This window comes from Cupriavidus sp. H39 (genome assembly GCF_050271075.1).
In the GTDB taxonomy this organism is placed as follows: Bacteria; Pseudomonadota; Gammaproteobacteria; order Burkholderiales; family Burkholderiaceae; genus Cupriavidus; species Cupriavidus necator_B.
In genome coordinates this window covers 57,054-73,246 of sequence record NZ_CP189848.1, presented here as the reverse complement: position 1 = coordinate 73,246, position 16,193 = coordinate 57,054, and the positions used below count along the sequence as shown (strand labels likewise).

At 69.2% G+C, this 16,193-nt stretch carries 22 protein-coding genes; 18 read left to right on the top strand and 4 right to left on the bottom strand.

What is annotated here, in order from left to right:
* Positions 1-92 precede the first annotated feature (92 nt).
* Positions 93-452: an arsenate reductase (glutaredoxin) gene (gene arsC, locus ACOCMH_RS15860; RefSeq protein WP_427311803.1), complete on the top strand. Its 360-nt coding sequence runs from the start codon at positions 93-95 to the stop codon at positions 450-452.
* A 68-nt stretch (positions 453-520) separates the two neighbouring features.
* On the opposite strand, the gene ACOCMH_RS15855 is transcribed toward arsC, so the two are convergent.
* From ACOCMH_RS15855 to ACOCMH_RS15845, 3 genes are all read right to left on the bottom strand, one after another.
* A complete protein-coding gene (locus tag ACOCMH_RS15855; protein WP_427311801.1) occupies positions 521-748 on the bottom strand; it encodes a hypothetical protein in 228 nt (75 codons plus the stop codon).
* A 206-nt stretch (positions 749-954) separates the two neighbouring features.
* Entirely contained in the window at positions 955-1,611 is a 657-nt protein-coding gene (locus tag ACOCMH_RS15850) for an exonuclease (RefSeq protein ID WP_427311799.1), read from the bottom strand.
* Positions 1,612-1,615: 4 nt separating this feature from the next.
* Positions 1,616-2,266, bottom strand: a complete 651-nt coding sequence (locus ACOCMH_RS15845; RefSeq protein ID WP_427311797.1) for an MBL fold metallo-hydrolase — start codon at positions 2,264-2,266, stop codon at positions 1,616-1,618.
* Positions 2,267-2,538: 272 nt separating this feature from the next.
* Between ACOCMH_RS15845 and ACOCMH_RS15840 the strand changes: the two genes are divergently transcribed.
* Positions 2,539-3,297, top strand: a complete 759-nt coding sequence (locus ACOCMH_RS15840) for a septal ring lytic transglycosylase RlpA family protein (RefSeq protein WP_427311795.1) — start codon at positions 2,539-2,541, stop codon at positions 3,295-3,297.
* Between the two features lie 90 nt (positions 3,298-3,387).
* Here the strand turns inward: ACOCMH_RS15840 and rsmI are convergent, their stop codons facing one another.
* Positions 3,388-4,296, bottom strand: coding sequence for a 16S rRNA (cytidine(1402)-2'-O)-methyltransferase (gene rsmI / locus ACOCMH_RS15835; protein ID WP_427311793.1), 909 nt, complete (start codon positions 4,294-4,296; stop codon positions 3,388-3,390).
* 18 nt (positions 4,297-4,314) lie between these two features.
* On the opposite strand from rsmI, the gene ACOCMH_RS15830 reads away from it, so the two are divergent.
* The 16 genes from ACOCMH_RS15830 (at position 4,315) to ACOCMH_RS15755 (ending at position 16,176) form a co-directional block, all read left to right on the top strand.
* The gene (locus ACOCMH_RS15830; protein WP_427311791.1) at positions 4,315-4,707 is read left to right on the top strand and encodes a YraN family protein; all 393 of its coding nucleotides are present in this window, start codon (positions 4,315-4,317) and stop codon (positions 4,705-4,707) included.
* A gap of 61 nt (positions 4,708-4,768) precedes the next feature.
* Positions 4,769-5,356, top strand: a complete 588-nt coding sequence (locus tag ACOCMH_RS15825) for a phosphoheptose isomerase (protein ID WP_427311789.1) — start codon at positions 4,769-4,771, stop codon at positions 5,354-5,356.
* A gap of 55 nt (positions 5,357-5,411) precedes the next feature.
* Positions 5,412-6,278, top strand: a complete 867-nt coding sequence (locus tag ACOCMH_RS15820) for a BON domain-containing protein (RefSeq protein ID WP_427311787.1) — start codon at positions 5,412-5,414, stop codon at positions 6,276-6,278.
* Between the two features lie 164 nt (positions 6,279-6,442).
* Positions 6,443-6,820: a c-type cytochrome gene (locus ACOCMH_RS15815; protein ID WP_427311785.1), complete on the top strand. Its 378-nt coding sequence runs from the start codon at positions 6,443-6,445 to the stop codon at positions 6,818-6,820.
* Positions 6,821-6,831: 11 nt separating this feature from the next.
* Positions 6,832-8,097, top strand: a complete 1,266-nt coding sequence (locus ACOCMH_RS15810; protein WP_427311783.1) for an FCSD flavin-binding domain-containing protein — start codon at positions 6,832-6,834, stop codon at positions 8,095-8,097.
* A gap of 125 nt (positions 8,098-8,222) precedes the next feature.
* The gene (locus ACOCMH_RS15805; RefSeq protein ID WP_427311781.1) at positions 8,223-9,125 is read left to right on the top strand and encodes an EamA family transporter; all 903 of its coding nucleotides are present in this window, start codon (positions 8,223-8,225) and stop codon (positions 9,123-9,125) included.
* A 54-nt stretch (positions 9,126-9,179) separates the two neighbouring features.
* On the top strand, positions 9,180-9,599 hold the full coding sequence (locus ACOCMH_RS15800; RefSeq protein ID WP_171516177.1) for an ArsR/SmtB family transcription factor: 420 nt from the start codon (positions 9,180-9,182) through the stop codon (positions 9,597-9,599).
* Between the two features lie 113 nt (positions 9,600-9,712).
* The gene (soxC, locus tag ACOCMH_RS15795) at positions 9,713-11,062 is read left to right on the top strand and encodes a sulfite dehydrogenase (RefSeq protein ID WP_427311778.1); all 1,350 of its coding nucleotides are present in this window, start codon (positions 9,713-9,715) and stop codon (positions 11,060-11,062) included.
* Positions 11,046-12,083 (top strand): c-type cytochrome, encoded by a 1,038-nt coding sequence (locus tag ACOCMH_RS15790; RefSeq protein WP_427311776.1) that lies wholly within the window; start codon positions 11,046-11,048, stop codon positions 12,081-12,083. Before soxC ends, ACOCMH_RS15790 begins: the two co-directional genes overlap by 17 nt.
* Positions 12,084-12,200: 117 nt before the next feature.
* On the top strand, positions 12,201-12,527 hold the full coding sequence (locus ACOCMH_RS15785; protein ID WP_116338130.1) for a c-type cytochrome: 327 nt from the start codon (positions 12,201-12,203) through the stop codon (positions 12,525-12,527).
* 156 nt (positions 12,528-12,683) lie between these two features.
* The gene (soxY, locus tag ACOCMH_RS15780) at positions 12,684-13,139 is read left to right on the top strand and encodes a thiosulfate oxidation carrier protein SoxY (protein ID WP_018006136.1); all 456 of its coding nucleotides are present in this window, start codon (positions 12,684-12,686) and stop codon (positions 13,137-13,139) included.
* 51 nt (positions 13,140-13,190) lie between these two features.
* Positions 13,191-13,502 carry a thiosulfate oxidation carrier complex protein SoxZ gene (gene soxZ, locus ACOCMH_RS15775; RefSeq protein WP_171516174.1) on the top strand — a complete coding sequence of 104 codons (312 nt, stop codon included), beginning with the start codon at positions 13,191-13,193 and terminating at the stop codon, positions 13,500-13,502.
* Between the two features lie 107 nt (positions 13,503-13,609).
* Entirely contained in the window at positions 13,610-14,071 is a 462-nt protein-coding gene (locus tag ACOCMH_RS15770) for a DsrE family protein (protein WP_427311774.1), read from the top strand.
* An 86-nt stretch (positions 14,072-14,157) separates the two neighbouring features.
* Positions 14,158-14,994, top strand: a complete 837-nt coding sequence (gene soxA, locus ACOCMH_RS15765) for a sulfur oxidation c-type cytochrome SoxA (protein WP_427311772.1) — start codon at positions 14,158-14,160, stop codon at positions 14,992-14,994.
* A gap of 19 nt (positions 14,995-15,013) precedes the next feature.
* The gene (soxX, locus tag ACOCMH_RS15760) at positions 15,014-15,676 is read left to right on the top strand and encodes a sulfur oxidation c-type cytochrome SoxX (protein ID WP_427311771.1); all 663 of its coding nucleotides are present in this window, start codon (positions 15,014-15,016) and stop codon (positions 15,674-15,676) included.
* A 5-nt stretch (positions 15,677-15,681) separates the two neighbouring features.
* Complete coding sequence (locus ACOCMH_RS15755) at positions 15,682-16,176, top strand: TlpA family protein disulfide reductase (RefSeq protein WP_427311769.1); 495 nt, start codon at positions 15,682-15,684, stop codon at positions 16,174-16,176.
* Positions 16,177-16,193: the final 17 nt, after the last annotated feature.

The following is a 16,193-nucleotide window of genomic DNA, read 5'->3' as shown; positions in this document are numbered from 1 at the left end:
GCCGCTGTCTTGTATATAGTGCGGATTGATTTGCACCCCATTAGTGCCGGCGCCCGGCCATGGGGCGCGGCCTCGACAAGAAAGGACCTGCCATGATCACCATCTACCACAACCCCCGCTGCTCCAAGTCGCGCGAGACCCTTGCCCTGGTTCAGGCCGCCGCCGGGCGGCTGGGCGAGCCGGTGGAGATCGTGGAGTACCTGAAGGATCCGCCCTCGCTGTCGACGCTGCGCCAGTTGCACACCCTGCTGGGCGTGCCGGTGCGCGAGATGCTGCGCGACAACGAAGCGCCCTATGCCGAGCTGGGCCTGGCCGACCCCGGTCTGACCGATGCCGAGCTGCTGGCCGCGGTGGCCGACAACCCGATCCTGCTGCAGCGCCCGGTGGTGGTGCGCAATCGCCGCGCCGTGATCGGCCGCCCGCCCGAAAATGTCGCGCCGCTGCTGGCCTGAAATAAAACCGGCCCCCACGTGAGTGGGGGCCGGCCGGCCTGCGAGGCAGTCTGCTTCAGGTGGGTCGTCTAATGAACACCCAGCCAGTGCATGGCCTCCTGACCGAAAGCGATGGCCGCCAGCACCACCAGCAGGACTACCAGCGTCACGGTGCTGACGTAGAGCGTGGCCTTGGCGACTTCAGCGTCCTCATCCGAGGAGTGGTGATGCGTAATGGGGGTGGCATCCCGCGTGGCATGCGGCCAATGGATCCGGCCGGCCAGGTCTCGCAAGTGCAGGTCGGTAGGGAAACGCATGATCGACACCTCCTCGGCAGGCGCCGCGCGGTCCGGGCAAGATGGCTCAAGCGGAATATGGCGTGGCTGCGCAAGTGCGCCGGTTAGTCATGGCTCGTTTCGCCCGGTAACGCCATATCCGCTTCTACTATAGGCTGGCTGGCGTCAGTTGCGAGCGCCGGCCTGCAAGGGACATGCCGCCGCGCTTGACGCATCGCAGCAGGCGATCAGGCTTGAATTTCCGGAGGTGAGGGCACGCTTGCATCGGCTGCCGTATCCGGCGTCGCCGCACCCAGTGCGCCTTCGCGCTCGCGCAGCGTGGCCAGCATGTTGCAGAACAGCGCACCCTGTTCCATCGCATCGTCGAGCGCCACGTGGGTGTGCGGCAGCGGATCCATCCATCCCGCCGGGAACGCCGCCTTGACCGTCTTGCGATAGGGCCGCCCGGTCAGGGCAAAGCCCAGGGTCTTGATGTCGAGCGCGGCCCAGCCGAACGGCGAACGCCCGGCAAAGCGCATCATGTACCAGAACATCCAGGTGAAATCGAAGCCGGCGGGAAAGGCAACGAAGACCGGCTTGCCGGGCAGCGCCTCGACCCATTCGACATAGCGCACCATGGCCTCTTCCGGGCGCTGCAGGTCGCGCCGGCAGGCGCTCCAGGCTTCGGGCTGGGTTTGCCACCACTGCATCTGCACCGGGTGGCCGGCGGCGCCGGGCAGCGTCTCGAGGTTGGCCGAGAAGGTGCCCAGCACGGTCTTGTCCGCCAGCATCGCCACCGAGGCGAAAGACAGCATCGAATGCGGTCCGGGAATCGGGCCGTCGGCCTCGACGTCGGTGCTGACGTAGATTTCGGGTCGGGTGTCGGGCGCCTGTCGCTTGGCCATGGCTTCAGCCCGCGTCGATCAGGTGGTCGGCGACGTACGGGTTGTGGCGGCGCTCCTCGCCGAAGGTCGAGACCGGGCCGTGGCCCGGGATAAAGGTCACGTCCTCGCCCAGCGGCCACAGCCGCGTGCGGATCGAGCGGACCAGGTCGGCGTGGTTGCCGCGCGGGAAGTCGGTCCGGCCGATCGACCCGGCGAACAGCACGTCGCCGACCACGGCGAGCCGGTTGGGGCGCGAGAAGAACACCACGTGGCCCGGGGTATGGCCGGGGCAGTGGTAGACCTCCAGGATTTCGTTGCCGAACTGCACGGTGTCGCCGTTTTCGAGCCAGCGGTCAGGCTCGAAGCTCTCGGCGTGGCCGAAGCCGAAGCGGCGGGTCTGCTCGGGCAGCTGGTCGATCCAGAAGCGCTCGTCCTGGTGCGGCCCCTCGATCGGGATGCCGAGTTCGCGCGACAGCGCCGCGGCGCCGGCGCAATGGTCAACGTGGCCGTGCGTCAGGAAGATCTTTTCCAGCGTGACGCCTTGCTCTTTCACCGCCGCGCGGATGCGCTCGAGATCGCCGCCGGGATCGCAGACCGCGGCGACGCCGGTGCTTTCATCGATCAGCAGTGAACAGTTCTGCTGGAAGGGCGTGACAGGAATGAGCAGGGCTTTCATGGGGGTGTCATCTGGCCGGCTCGTACCGGCGGGGGCGTCTTGGCGGCGCTATCTGTGGCAGTGCCCAGCATTGTAGCGCCAGGGGTGTTCGGCACGCCCCGCCGCCATCGGTGTGATGAATGAATTACCCGGCTAGTGCCGGGCCCCGCCGCCCCGAATCCGTTGCCACAGGCGGGATTCAGGCCAATTAGGCCACGATCGTGCGAAATCGCACAGATTTCGTAACAAATTGAAAGAGATAGTCCCAAACAGTCAATGTTAGACTGCCGCCCATGTTACGAATCTCCGCTCTCACCAAGCGCTGGCAACGGCTGGCCAAGCTCGGCGCATGCACCGCATGCGCCGTGGTGCTGGCCGCTTGTGCCACGCCGCCTGAAAGCGATACCGCCAGCAACGACGCCGGCGATGCCGTGCCCACGCGCGCGGCCAAAAACAGCAAGTCCGCCAGGACCGAACGCGCGGAGGCCAAGCCCTCCGCGCGCTCGCCCGATACCGGCAGCTGGAACCTGTTCGGCTATGACCCGGACGAAGGCCGCAGCGGCAATTCGCTCGACGGCCTGCGCGCCGACATCGGCACGTTCGAGCAGCGCGGCGTGGCCTCGTGGTACGGCAAGGGCTTCCATGGCCGCAAGACCGCGAACGGCGAACGCTTCGACATGCGCGCCATGACCGCGGCGCATCCGTCGCTGCCGCTGGACAGCTGGGTGCTGGTGCGCAACCTGCGCAACAACAAGGTCGCGGTGCTGCGCATCAATGACCGCGGGCCATACCACGGCAATCGCGTGCTGGATGTGTCCTTCGGCGCCGCCCGCCGCCTGGGCTTTGTCGAGCGGGGCGCCACCAACGTCGAGATCCGCCGCCTGACCCGCACCGAAGTGGCCGCGCTGGGCCCGCAGGTGGATGCCGGCGGCACCGAGGCCGGCGACGGCAGCGGCGATGACGACGTGTCGGTGCCCGAACTGGCCAGTGCGCTGGCGCCCGCCAAGTCGGCCAAGGCCACCGGCAAGACCGTCAAGCGCAAGCGCCGCTGACCGCGCCAGCGCCGTCGCATGCCGCCGCGCGCTGACACCTCCTCATTACATTCGCACCTGCAGGCCCGTGCTTGCGCGCGGGCCACGGCATCAACTTTCGGCGTGGCCGGCGCGCTGTGCCAGCGCCAGCTGATACAGCGCGTCGGTGCCGGCGCCCGTGATCGCAGCCGCCAGCTTGGCGGCGCGCTTGGCCGGCAGCTCGGCCAGCAGCAGCGACAGCACGCGCTGCGCTTCGGCATCCGGCAGGCCACCCTCGGCGGCGGCGCTGCCGGCGCCTTCCACCACCAGCACGAATTCCCCCTTGGCCCGGTTTGGGTCGGCCGCCAGCCAGGCCGGCGCCCGCGCCACCGGCAACACGGCGATGTCTTCGAACAGCTTGGTCAGTTCGCGCCCGACCAGCAGCCGCCGCTCGCCCGGCAGGCCCGCGGCGAGCGCGGCGAGCGTGTCGGCGATGCGATGCGGCGCCTCGTAGCAGACCCAAGCGTGGTCCAGCGCCGCCAGACGGGCGATGGCCTCGGCGCGGGCCTTGGGCTTGGGGGGCAGGAAGCCGGCAAAGGTGAAGCGGCCCGCGCCGGCATCGAGCAGGTCGCCCGCCACCGACAGCGCCGCCACCGCCGCACTGGGACCGGGCAGGGGCACCACCGGATGGCCGGCGGCGCGCACCGCTTCGACCAGCCGTGCGCCGGGATCGGAAATACCCGGCGTGCCGGCGTCCGAGACGTAGGCGATGCGCTCGCCCGCCGCCAGGCGTTCGGCGATGCGGCCCGCGGCCTCGCGCTCGTTGTGTTCGTGCACCGCCACCAGCGGCCGCTGCAGGCCGACGCGCGACAGCAGCTGGCCGGTGTTGCGCGTGTCTTCACACGCTACGGCGTCGGCCAGCCCCAGCACATGCAGCGCCCGCAGCGACAGGTCGGCGACATTGCCGATGGGCGTGGCCACGACATACAGCGTGCCAGCGGGGTACGACTGGCTTGCCGCCAGGGAGATCCAGTCACTCATGCTTGAGAACTTCCGTTGATGCGATCATTCAAATCCACGCAGGAGCCGAGCCGTCAGGCACGCGGGGCGCAGGCAGAGGACCGGGCCCTGGCCCACTTGCGCAGCCAGGGCCTGGAGCCCGTGGTCCGCAATTATCGCTGCAAAGGCGGCGAGATCGACCTGGTGATGCGCACCCCGGACGGCACGCTGGTGTTCGTCGAGGTGCGCCAGCGCAGCGGGCGTGGCTTCGGCGGCGCCGCGGCCAGCATCACGCCGGCCAAGCAGCGGCGCGTGCTGCTGGCCGCGGGGCACTACCTGGCCACGCTGGCCCGGGTGCCCCCATGCCGCTTTGACGTGGTGGCGCTCGAACCCGGCCGGCTGGAGTGGTTGCAGCACGCCTTTGACGCGGATGCCGCCGGGGCTGGGTCATAATGCGCGGCAGACCTGAGCGGCGATTTGCGGATCGCCATGGCAACAAACCGGCCCCAGAGCCATGAGTATCGACAGTATTCAGCAACAGTTCCTAGACAGTGCCGAAGCGAAGCGAGAGGCCGCGGCGGTAATGGCCCCCTATATCGACGCCGCGGTGGAACGCATGGTTGGCGCGCTGACCAGCGGCAACAAGATCCTGGCCTGCGGCAATGGCGGCTCAGCGGCGCAGGCGCAGCATTTCGCCGCCGAACTGGTCGGGCGCTTCGAGCGCGAACGACCCGGCCTGGCCGCGATTGCGCTAAGCACCGACAGCTCGATCCTGACCGCGATCGGCAATGACTACGACTTCAGCAAGGTGTTTTCCAAGCAGGTCGAGGCGCTTGGCCAGCCCGGCGACATCCTGCTGGCGATTTCCACATCCGGCAATTCGGACAACGTGATGGCCGCCGTGGCTGCCGCGCGCCAGCGCGAAATGGCCGTGGTGGCCCTGACCGGCAAGGGCGGCGGCGCCATCGCCGGCCTGCTCGATGAGTTCGACATCCACCTGTGCGTGCCGAGCGAGCGCACCGCGCGCATCCAGGAAGTGCACCTGCTGACGCTGCACTGCCTGTGCAACGGCATCGACGAGGCCCTGCTCGGGGAAGCCTGATGCCAGGCCTCCGCCGCGCCCCTTATTTCCAACATCCAGCCACAGCAAGGACCGCATGACTCACCTGCCCACTACGCAAGCTCCCCGGAACGGCGCGGACGCGCGCCATCCTTCCCGTCCCCTGGTCAGCGCCGGCCTGGCCGCGGCCGCGCTGGTGTGCGCCACGCAGCTGGCCGGCTGCTTCCCGGTGATCGCCGGCGCCATGGGCACCGGCGTGGCGATGGCCACCGACCGCCGCCCGGCCGCCACCCAGACCGTCGACCGCGGCCTGCAGCTCGAGGCCGAGAACACCATCAACTCGCGCTTCAGCGGTCAGGCCCGGGTCAACGTGACCGTCTTCAACCGCAAGGTGCTGCTGACCGGCGAAGCGAAGAACGACAGCGTCAAGCAGCAGATCGAGCAGTACGTGCGCGGCCTGCAGAATGCGCGCGTGGTGATCAATGAACTGGAGGTGGTCAACTCGCCCGGTTTCATGACCCAGAGCCAGGACGCCTACCTGACCAGCAAGGTCAAGACCCTGCTGATGACCGCCGAAGGCGTGCCGTCCAACTCGATCAAGGTCACTACGGAGAAAAGCGTGGTCTACCTGCTGGGCGTGGTCACCAGCGCCGAGGGCGACCGGGCCACCGACGTGGCGCGCAATGCCTCGGGCGTGACCAAGGTGGTCAAGGCCTTCGACTACGTCAACGACGCCGAGCGCGCGCGCCTGGATACGGCCTCGACTTCGCAGAACCCGTCGTTCGACGGCAGCGTCGGCACGCCGGCGCCGGTACAGTCGGTGCCGGGTGTGGGCGGACCGATCGATGCCCCGGCCAGTGCGGCCCCGGGTACCGCCGGCACCGCGGGCGCCCCCACCGCGGCACCGGTCGCGGCGCCGGTCTCTTCGCCGGTGGCGCTGCCGCCCGGCCGCAATCTGCCCTGAAGCGCACCGTCGCTGTTGCTGCCCCGGTCAAGACGGCGTCCGCTCATGCGGGCGCCGTTTTTCGTTCTGCGGTTTGCAACGCACACCGGCCCGGCCGATGTGCTACGGTTGCCACGCTGGCTGACTTGCGACAACGCGGCGCCGGCCCCAGACGGAGCGAGACCATGACAACGACGATCCCCCGGCCTGCCTGGCGTGTGCCGCCGCGACTGGCGCTGCTGGCAGCAATGCTGTGCGCCCAGCCGGCGCAGTCGACCGAACCCGGCGCTGCGCCAGCCGCGGCGCCTGCCCAGGCCACCGATGCCGCGCTGCGCGCGCGCAGCCAGGCCGCCGCCTGCACCAACTGCCACGGCCCGTCCGGCCGGGCCCCGTCGGGCAGCACGATCCCGCCGCTGGCCGGCCGCCCGCAGGCGGAGCTTGCCGCGCAGATGCAGGCCTTCAAGGCAGGCACGCGCCCGGCCACCGTGATGCACCAGATTGCCAAGGGTTACAGCGACGACCAGATTGCCGCGATCGCGGCCTGGTTTGCCGCCGTGCGCTGACAGGAAGAGCCATGCAGAGACGAAGCTTCCTCGGCGCCGCGGGCGCCGCAGTGCTGGGTACGGCCGGGATCCGCGCGGCGCGCGCCGCGGCCCGCGCCAGGGTGGTGGTCGTGGGCGGCGGCTATGGCGGGGCCACGGCGGCCCGCTATCTGCGCGAATGGAGCGGGCAGGCCATCGAGGTGACGCTGGTGGAACCAAATCCTGCCTTTGTCTCATGCCCGCTGTCGAACCTGGTGATCGGCGGCAGCCGCCAGCTCGGCGACCTGACGCTGCCTTATGACACGCTGGCGCGCCGCCACGGCGTGCGGCTCGCGCGCGACACTGCGGTCGCCATCGACCCCGCCCGGCGCACCGTGCGCCTGGCGGGCGGCGGCGCGCTGCCCTATGACCGACTGCTGCTGTCGCCGGGCGTCGAGATGATGCGCGAGGCGCTGCCCGGGCTGAAGCGGCCCGGTGGCGACCAGATCCTGCATGCCTGGAAGGCGGGGCCGGAGACCGTCGCGCTGCGCCGCCAGCTGGAGGCGATGCCCGATGGCGGCACCTATGCCATCAGCGTGCCGCTGGCGCCGTACCGCTGTCCGCCGGGGCCGTACGAGCGCGCCTGCCAGGTGGCGCATTACTTCAGGCAGCACAAGCCGCGCAGCAAGGTGCTGATCCTGGACGCCAACCCGGACATCACCTCGAAGGCGGCGCTGTTCCGCCAGGCCTGGGCCACGCAATACCCGGGCATGGTCGAATACCGGCCGCAGCACGAGGTGGCCGATGTCGATCCCGCCACGCGCACGCTCAAGTTCGAGGTGCAGGACGATGTGCGCGCCGACGTGCTCAACGTGCTGCCGCCGCAGCGGGCCGGCGCGATCGCGGTGTCGGCCGGGCTGGCCACGGCCAACGCCAAGTGGTGCGAGGTGGACTTCCTCAGCTTCGAGTCGCGCGCCGCCGCCCATATCCACGTGATCGGCGACGCTATCCAGATCGCGCCGCTGATGCCCAAGTCCGGCCATATGGCCAACCAGCACGGCAAGGTCGCGGCGGCGGCGCTGGTTGCACTGCTGTCGGGCCGCGGGCCGGACCCGGAGCCGCTGTACAACAACACCTGCTACAGCTTCACCTCCGACCGCGAGGCGGTGCATGTGTCGAGCGTGCATCGCTACGACGCGGCACAGAAAACCATGGTCACGGTGCCGGGCTCGGGCGGGCTGTCGCCGGCGCCGACGGCGCTCGAGGGCGATTACGCGCTGGCCTGGGCCAGGGGGATCTGGGCGGAGATGCTGGGCTGACAGCGGTTTTGTGCGGGCGCTTCGTGCCCGCACAAAACCGCAAGAACGTGCAATGCCGCGCGCACCGGCGCTGCTACCCTAGGCGTCCCGATCGACCTCCCGCGCGCTCGCGCCCGGCTACCCCCATGCAAGCCAGAGACCGTCTCCTCGCCCTCGCCATCGTCTGCGTCTGGGGCGTCAACTTCGTTGTCATCAAGGTCGGGCTGGCCGGCATGCCGCCGATGCTGCTGGGTGCGCTGCGCTTCCTGCTGGTGGTGTTCCCGGCCATCTTCTTCGTGCCGCGCCCGCGCGTGCCGTGGCGGCTGCTGCTGGCCTACGGCGTCACCATCAGCCTGGGGCAGTTCGCCTTCCTGTTCTCTGCCATGGCGGTTGGCATGCCGGCCGGCCTGGCGTCGCTGGTGCTGCAGTCGCAGGCCTTCTTCACGCTGGCGATCGCCGCGCTGTGGCTGGGCGAGCCGGTGCGCTGGCACAACCTCGCCGGCATGGCGGTCGCCGCCGGCGGGCTGGCGCTGATCGGCGCCGGCGCCGCTGGCGCACCGGGCGTAACGGGTGGGATGAGCGTGGCGGGCTTTGTGCTGACCCTGTGCGCGGCGTTCTGCTGGGCCAGCGGCAATATCGTCAGCAAGAAGATCGGCCCCGTGGATCTGCTTGGGCTGGTAATCTGGGGCGCGCTGGTCCCGATCGTGCCGTTCGCGCTGCTGTCGCTGTGGCTGGAGGGCCCGGCGCGCATCGCGCAAAGCGTGACGCAGGTGTCGGGCACGGCAGTGTTTGCGGTGGCGTACCTGGCGTTCGCGGCGACGGTGTTCGGCTACACCATGTGGGGCCGGCTGCTGACGCGCTATCCGGCCACCCAGGTGGCGCCGCTGACGCTGCTGGTGCCAGTGGTCGGGCTGGTGTCGGCGCACGCGCTGCTGGGCGAAGACTTGTCCGCGGCGCAGTGGATCGGCGCGGCGGTGGTGATGGCCGGGCTGCTGCTCAACGTGTTCGGCCAGCGCTTGTGGGCGGGCAGGGCGCTGGCGCGCCGCTGAGCCGCCGCCCCGCGGGGCGCAGCATGCTGTGCTGCGCCCATGGGTAAACACTATATGCGCATTCACGCATATACGAATATATTGGACGCCATGGAAGAGCTGGATCGCGTGTTCGAAAAGGTATCGGGTTACTTCAGCCTGCTGGCGGAGCCGACGCGGCTGAAGATCCTGCATGCCTTGTGCGATGGCGAGAAGCCAGTCAGCACGGTGGTCGAGACGGTGGGATCGTCGCAGACCAATGTGTCGCGGCATCTCAACGCGATGTACCGCTCGGGCGTGCTGTCGCGCCGCAAGGAGGCGAACCTGGTGTTCTACGCCATTGCGGACGAAAGCGTGATCGAGCTGTGCCGCACGGTCTGCGTGCAGGTGGCGAGCCGGCTGGAGGACAATGCCTTGCCCTCCGGCGTGGTCGACCGCTTCATGGCACAGCCCGCGCCGGAGGCTCCGGCGCGCAGGCGGCGCACGGCAGGCTAGCCGCCACCACTCTTCCGGCAGGAACGGAGGCGCCGCACCGGTTGCCGCGCCCCGTACAACAGGCACGCCGACCGGTCCGACCGACCGTGGCGAGCGCGCCGGAGGAGACCGCATTGCAGGAACGGAACCGGCCTGGGCGCATCGTGCCCGCGCCCGAGCACTTCGTCAGCGCATCGCTGCAGCAGGACATCGGCCGGCACGGACTGGACGCGCCGCGCCGCGACTTCCTGCGCAAGAGCTTCCTCGGTGCCGCCGCGGGCATTGCCGCGGCCGCTGCAGGCCGGCACGCGCTGGCCGCCGACGGCGATCCGGCCATCCTGCAGCCCCAGCCCTGGGCCACGTCGCTGGGACAGCCGGTGGCGGCACGCCCCTACGGCCAGCCCTCGGTTCATGAGAAAAGCCTGGTGCGGCGCGAGTCGCCAGGCCTGACCCGGGTGTCGGCGGCCTCGGTGGCGTTCGCCCCGCTGCAGGGCTTCTTCGGCATCATCACGCCCAACGGCCTGCATTTCGAGCGCCACCACCAGGGCTGGCACGATCTCGACCCGGCCCGCCACCGCCTGATGATCAATGGCCTGGTGCGCACGCCGCGGGTCTACACCATGGACGACCTGATGCGCCTGCCGGCGGTGTCGCGCATGCACTTCATCGAATGCGGCGCCAATACCGGCATGGAGTGGGGCAACGTGGCGGTGCCGACCGTCCAGTACACCCACGGCATGCTGTCGTGCTGCGAATTCACCGGCGTGCCGCTGCGGGTGTTGCTGGACGACGCCGGCGCCGACCTGCGCCGCGGCCGCTACCTGCTGGCCGAAGGCGGCGACGGCTCGTCGATGACGCGCACCATCCCGATGGAACTGGCCGACGAGATCATCGTGGCCTGGGGCATGAACGGCGAGATGCTGCGCCCGGAGAACGGCTACCCGCTGCGGCTGGTGGTGCCGGGCGTGCAGGGCGTGTCGTGGGTCAAGTGGCTGCGCCGGCTGGAGCTGGGCGACCAGCCGTGGAACGCCAAGGACGAGACCATCCACTACGTCGACATGATGCCCGACGGCAAGCTGCGCCAGTACACCTCGATCCAGGAGTGCAAGTCGGTCATCACCACCCCCTCGGGCGGGCAGCAGCTGGTGGGCAAGGGCTTCTACAACATCAGTGGACTGGCGTGGTCCGGGCGCGGCCGCATCCGGCGTGTCGATGTTTCGACCGATGGCGGGCGCAACTGGCGCACCGCGCGGCTGGAGGCGCCGGTGCTGTCCAAGTGCCTGACGCGTTTCAACCTGGACTGGGTCTGGGACGGCAGCCCGGCCATCCTGCAGAGCCGCGCCATCGACGAGACCGGCTACGTGCAGCCCAGGCTGGGGCAGCTGCGCGCGGTGCGCGGCACGCGCTCGATCTATCACAACAACGCAATCCAGAGCTGGCAGGTGGCGGCGGGCGGCGAGGTGACCAATGTCCATGTGGGTTGACCTGAGGATCGCCGCCGCCGCGCTGCTGCTGGTGGCCGGCGCCGCGCCGGCAGCGGCCGGCACGGCCGACGCGCGTGCGGCACTTGGCCGCACCGCCACGCCGGCGGAAGTGGCGGCATGGGACATCGACGTGCGCCCGGACTTCCAGGGCCTGCCCAAGGGCAGCGGCACGGTGGCGCAGGGGCAGAAGGTCTGGGACGGCAAATGCGCGTCGTGCCACGGCGACTTCGGCGAATCCAACGAGGTGTTCACGCCGCTGGTCGGTGGCACCACCGCCGAGGATATCCGGCGCGGGCGCGTCGCCGGCATGACCGGCAACCAGCCTTACCGCACCACGCTGATGAAGGTCAGCACCGTCAGCACGCTGTGGGACTATATCCACCGCGCCATGCCGTGGAACGCGCCCAAGAGCCTGAGCGTGAACGAGGTCTATGCGGTCACCGCCTACCTGCTCAACCTGGGCGAGATCGTCCCGGCTGACTTTACGCTGTCCGACGCCAATATCTCCGAGGTCCAGCGGCGCATGCCCAACCGCGCCGGCATGACCACCGACCACGGCCTGTGGCCCGGGCGCGGCCGGCCGGATACCCGCAACACCGCCTGCATGGCGCGCTGCGCGGACCAGGTCGCGATCGCCTCGTCGATGCCGGACCATGCCCGCGACGCCCACGGCGACCTGGCGCAGCAGCAGCGGGCGTTCGGCCCGGTGCGCGGCATCGCGGCCGGCGGCGCAGCCACCGGAAGCGGCGCATCGGTCGCCCCGGCGGCGCCGGCGCCGGGCGCGCGGCTGGCCAGCCAGTACCAGTGCGTGGCCTGCCACGCCATGGACCGCAAGCTGGTGGGGCCGTCCTTCGCCGACATCGCGGGCAAGTACAAGGGGCAGGATGCGCACGCCGCGCTGGCGCGCAAGGTCAAGGCGGGCGGGCAGGGCGCGTGGGGCGCCGTGCCGATGCCGCCGCAGCCGCAAATCCCGGATTCGGACGTCCAGGCCATGGTGGGCTGGATTCTTGAGGCAAAATAACGGACTGGCCGCCGCAGTGCCCCCGGGCGGCGGCCAGTGTGTGCCGCAAGGCCATTGCAGCACGGCCCCGCGGCCTTTGCCGTCCCCACGGCTTTACAGAGCTTGGAGAGCTTAACAATGAAGCAGTTTGTCATCGCAGCGCTGATGCTCGGCGCCGCCGCATCGGCCCACGCGGTCGATGCCGCCAAGGCACAGGAGATCGCCAACAAGAACGCCTGCATGGGTTGCCACCAGGTCGACAAGAAGCTGGTCGGCCCGTCCTACAAGGATGTGGCGGCCAAGTACAAGGGCGACAAGAACGCCCTGGCGACCCTGACCAAGAAGGTCAAGAACGGTGGCTCGGGCGTGTGGGGTCCGGTGCCGATGCCGGCCAACGCTGCCCTCAGCGACGCCGACCTGAAGACGGTGGTCGAGTGGGTGCTGGCAGGCGCCCCCGCCAAGTAAGACCGGCTGCCAGGGCGGGCAGTCCGCCGATGCGCCGGGCCGGGCGGTGAATGCCGCGCGGCCTGGGACAACCAGCGGCCGGCGATGTACCGGCCGCATGCAACACCCCTGAAACGGTCCACGACCGACTGGAACGGAGTAGCCGGAGAGCAAGCAATGAATTCCAAACGACGAGAAGTGCTGCGGGTCACCGCTGTCCTGTCGCTGATGGCCGCCACCGGCCTGATCAGCGAAGCGCAGGCGGCCGAGTGGAACAAGAACGCCTTTGACGGCAAGAGCGTTGCCGACGTGATCAAGGCCCTCGGCGGCAGCGGCACCGAGAAAAGCACCGCCATCACCTTCACCGCCCCCGATATCGCCGAGAACGGCGCCGTGGTGCCGGTGGCCGTGACCAGCACCCTCCCGGATACCGAGCAGATCGCGATCCTGGTGGAAAAGAACCCCAATACCCTGGCCGCCGACTTCATTATCCCGGCCGGCACCGAGCCGTTCGTCTCCACGCGCGTGAAGATGGGCCAGACCTCGGTGGTGCACGCCGCGGTCAAGGCCGGCGGCAAGTGGTACGTGGCATCGAAGGAAATCAAGGTCACGCTGGGTGGCTGCGGCGGCTGACGCCGCGCCCCACGTCACCAAGATTTCCGCCCACTGCAACCGGAGAAACACATGGCAGACCCGATGCGCGTACGCGCCACCGAGAACGGCGGCGTGGTTGATGTAAAGATCCTGATGAAGCACGACATGGAGACCGGCCAGCGCAAGGATGCGTCCGGCAAGGTCATCCCGGCCTGGCATATCCAGACCGTGAGCGCTCAGTACAAGGGCAAGGAAGTGTTCCGCGCCCAGTTCGGCCCGGCGGTGTCCAAGGATCCGTTCCTGAACTTCAAGTTCAAGGGCGGCGCCAAGGGCGACAAGGTCGCCGTGACTTGGGTCGACAACAAGGGCGACAAGCGCACCGACGAAGCCACCATCGCCTGATCGCGCCCGGCTCCGCCTGGTACCGGCTGGCTGCCGCCGGCACGGCAACCCGTCCTCTGCTAAGGTTCGGGACGGATGCCGGGACTGGCCCGGCGGGAAGGAACGACATGCGGCGAGCATTCATTCGAGCAACGGCGGCGCTGGCCGCCATCGGCCTGAACGCCAAGGCGGCAGCCCAGGCGGCGCCGGCGGCCAGGGCCGCGGGCAAGGGCGGGCGCGTGAAGGTGGTGTACCAGCTGTCGGAAGGCGTCGACCAGGCGGTACGCGCAATGGGCAACCTGCGCAACCACCTGAACGGCGCCCCCGACACCAAGATCGTGGTGGTGGCGTTCGGCTACGGCATCGATTTCCTGGTCGAAGGCGCCAAGGATGCGCGCGGCAACACCTTTGACGGACCGGTCGGCGCGCTGGCTTCGGCCGGAGTGGAATTCCGCGTCTGCCGCAATACGCTGACGGCGCGCAAGATCCCGGAATCGAGCCTGTTGATGGAAGCGAAAGTGGTGCCGGCCGGCGTGGTCGAGATCGCGCGTCTGCAGGCCGAAGAAGGCTACGCTTATATCAAGCCTTGATATAACCTGCCCTGAGCCGGGCAGCGTAGCTTCGGCAATACAAGAGAGAACGGCCCGCCCCGGGCGAGGCCGCGAGGAGAAGCCCCATGAACACCATCCCAAGCCTGGGCCGGCGCGCCGCGCTGGCCGTGGCCGCCACCACGGCGGTGGCGGCGGCGCTCGGATCTGCCGCCGTGCATGCGCAGGGCAGCACCGCCGACGAAATCGCCAAATACCGCCAGATGCTGGCCGAAGGCAATCCCGCGGAGCTGTGGGAAGCCGCCGGCGAAGAGCTGTGGAAGAAGCCTGCCGGCCCCAGGAACGCTTCGCTGGAACAGTGCGACCTGGGCAAGGGTCCGGGCGTGACCAAGGGCGCCTACGCCGAACTGCCGCGCTACTTCAAGGACACCAACAAGGTGATGGACCTGGAGCAGCGGCTGGCCTACTGCCGCATGTCGCTGCAAGGCCTGAGCAAGGAAGAGGCCACCAAAAACCCGTTCTCGTCGTCGGGCAAGCCGTCCGAGATCGAACGGCTGGTGGCCTACCTGACCGGCGAATCGCGCGGCGTGAAGATGAACGTGCAGCTCAGCCATCCGGAAGAGAAGCGCACCTACGCGCTGGGCGAGAAGATGTTCTTCTACCGCGGCGGCGCCTATGACTTTGCCTGCGCCACCTGCCATGCGGTGGACGGCCAGCGCATCCGCCTGCAGGACCTGCCCAACCTGCTGACCAACAAGGGCGCGCAGGCGGCCTACACCACCTGGCCCGCCTATCGCGTGTCGCAGGGCGAGGTTCGCACCATGCAGCACCGGCTGTACGACTGCCTGCGCCAGCAGCGCTTTCCCGAACCCGCCTATGGCTCGGACGTGATCACCGCGCTGACCATGTTCCTGGCGAAGAACGCCAACGGCGGCACCTACGACGGCCCGGCGATGAAGCGCTGACCAGTACGGGAGAGACATCATGCAACGACACAAACAGGCAATGGCCGTCGCGGCCCTGGCCGCCCTGCTGATAACTGGCGCCTATGCGCAAGACAGCACCAAGGCCCGCCCCGCCAAGGGCAAGCCCGCCGCCGTCAGTGGCGCCGACATGAAGCACCTGATCGAAGACTCGTTCGCTTCGCGCGGCCCGGTCACGGTCGAGGGCGTGTTGAACCAGGACGGCATGCAGCAGGCCTGCAGCCAGTACCCGGACCGCACCAAAGTGCCGGCGAAGGTAGCGAAGAAGATCGAGGCCGCGGAACTGAAGCAGATCAAATACCCCGCCGACGACCAGTGGCTGGGCGACTGGAAGGAGGGCGAGAAGGTCGCCCAGAACGGCCGCGGCATGCAGTTCACCGACCAGGTCGGCGGCACCAACGGCGGCAACTGCTACGCCTGCCACCAGATGACCAAGGCCGAGATCTCGTTCGGCAATATCGGTCCGTCGCTGTACCAGTACGGCAAGCTGCGCGGCAACTCGCAGGACGTCGTCAAGTACACCTGGGGCAAGATCTGGGACTCCAGCGCCTACGCCGCCTGCTCCAACATGCCGCGCTTTGGCCACAAGGGCATCCTGACCGAGGCCCAGATCCGCGACGTGATGGCGCTGCTGCTCGACCCGGCCTCGCCGGTCAACCAGTAACGCCGATGCGCGCGCCCGCCATGCTGCTGCGCACGCTGCTGGGCGCGACCCTGATCGTGGCCGCGGCCGGCGCCGCCGCGCTGGAAGTGGGCGACACCGTGCGCCTGGCCGAGGTACGCACCCTCGACGGCCGCACGCTGAGCGCGGCGGCGCTGGCCGGCAAGCCGCTGGTGGTCGAATACTGGGCCACCTGGTGTCCGTTCTGCGCGATGCAGAACCCGCGGCTGCAGAAGCTTTACGAACGCACCCGCGGCACGCCGCTGCAGGTGCTGACCATCAGCATCGACAAGGACCCGCGCGAGGCTGCCGATTACATGCAGAAGCGCGGCTACACCTTCCCCGCGGCCATGGATTCGCCCGCGCTGCAGGCCGTGTTCGGCAAGCGCAAGGGGCTGCCGGAGCTGTACGTGATCGACGCCCGCGGCCGCGTGGTGCAGAAGGAAGTGGGCGAAATGCTCGAAGAAGAGGTAGCGGCGCTGGAGCGTTACGCGAAGCCATAGCCCTGCGATGCCGGCAG

Excerpts from the sequence above, each read along its gene's own strand:
- ACOCMH_RS15810 (WP_427311783.1), top strand. The coding sequence starts at position 6,832 with ATGCAGAGACGAAGCTTCCTCGGCGCCGCGGGCGCCGCAGTGCTGGGT.
- ACOCMH_RS15790 (WP_427311776.1), top strand. The coding sequence starts at position 11,046 with ATGTCCATGTGGGTTGACCTGAGGATCGCCGCCGCCGCGCTGCTGCTG.
- arsC (WP_427311803.1), top strand. The coding sequence starts at position 93 with ATGATCACCATCTACCACAACCCCCGCTGCTCCAAGTCGCGCGAGACC.
- ACOCMH_RS15800 (WP_171516177.1), top strand. The coding sequence starts at position 9,180 with ATGCGCATTCACGCATATACGAATATATTGGACGCCATGGAAGAGCTG.
- ACOCMH_RS15785 (WP_116338130.1), top strand. The coding sequence starts at position 12,201 with ATGAAGCAGTTTGTCATCGCAGCGCTGATGCTCGGCGCCGCCGCATCG.
- ACOCMH_RS15770 (WP_427311774.1), top strand. The coding sequence starts at position 13,610 with ATGCGGCGAGCATTCATTCGAGCAACGGCGGCGCTGGCCGCCATCGGC.
- ACOCMH_RS15805 (WP_427311781.1), top strand. The coding sequence starts at position 8,223 with ATGCAAGCCAGAGACCGTCTCCTCGCCCTCGCCATCGTCTGCGTCTGG.
- ACOCMH_RS15855 (WP_427311801.1), bottom strand. The coding sequence starts at position 748 with ATGCGTTTCCCTACCGACCTGCACTTGCGAGACCTGGCCGGCCGGATC.
- soxZ (WP_171516174.1), top strand. The coding sequence starts at position 13,191 with ATGGCAGACCCGATGCGCGTACGCGCCACCGAGAACGGCGGCGTGGTT.
- soxA (WP_427311772.1), top strand. The coding sequence starts at position 14,158 with ATGAACACCATCCCAAGCCTGGGCCGGCGCGCCGCGCTGGCCGTGGCC.
- ACOCMH_RS15825 (WP_427311789.1), top strand. The coding sequence starts at position 4,769 with ATGAGTATCGACAGTATTCAGCAACAGTTCCTAGACAGTGCCGAAGCG.
- ACOCMH_RS15755 (WP_427311769.1), top strand. The coding sequence starts at position 15,682 with ATGCGCGCGCCCGCCATGCTGCTGCGCACGCTGCTGGGCGCGACCCTG.
- soxX (WP_427311771.1), top strand. The coding sequence starts at position 15,014 with ATGCAACGACACAAACAGGCAATGGCCGTCGCGGCCCTGGCCGCCCTG.
- ACOCMH_RS15850 (WP_427311799.1), bottom strand. The coding sequence starts at position 1,611 with ATGGCCAAGCGACAGGCGCCCGACACCCGACCCGAAATCTACGTCAGC.
- ACOCMH_RS15840 (WP_427311795.1), top strand. The coding sequence starts at position 2,539 with ATGTTACGAATCTCCGCTCTCACCAAGCGCTGGCAACGGCTGGCCAAG.
- ACOCMH_RS15820 (WP_427311787.1), top strand. The coding sequence starts at position 5,412 with ATGACTCACCTGCCCACTACGCAAGCTCCCCGGAACGGCGCGGACGCG.
- rsmI (WP_427311793.1), bottom strand. The coding sequence starts at position 4,296 with ATGAGTGACTGGATCTCCCTGGCGGCAAGCCAGTCGTACCCCGCTGGC.
- ACOCMH_RS15845 (WP_427311797.1), bottom strand. The coding sequence starts at position 2,266 with ATGAAAGCCCTGCTCATTCCTGTCACGCCCTTCCAGCAGAACTGTTCA.
- ACOCMH_RS15830 (WP_427311791.1), top strand. The coding sequence starts at position 4,315 with ATGCGATCATTCAAATCCACGCAGGAGCCGAGCCGTCAGGCACGCGGG.
- ACOCMH_RS15815 (WP_427311785.1), top strand. The coding sequence starts at position 6,443 with ATGACAACGACGATCCCCCGGCCTGCCTGGCGTGTGCCGCCGCGACTG.
- soxY (WP_018006136.1), top strand. The coding sequence starts at position 12,684 with ATGAATTCCAAACGACGAGAAGTGCTGCGGGTCACCGCTGTCCTGTCG.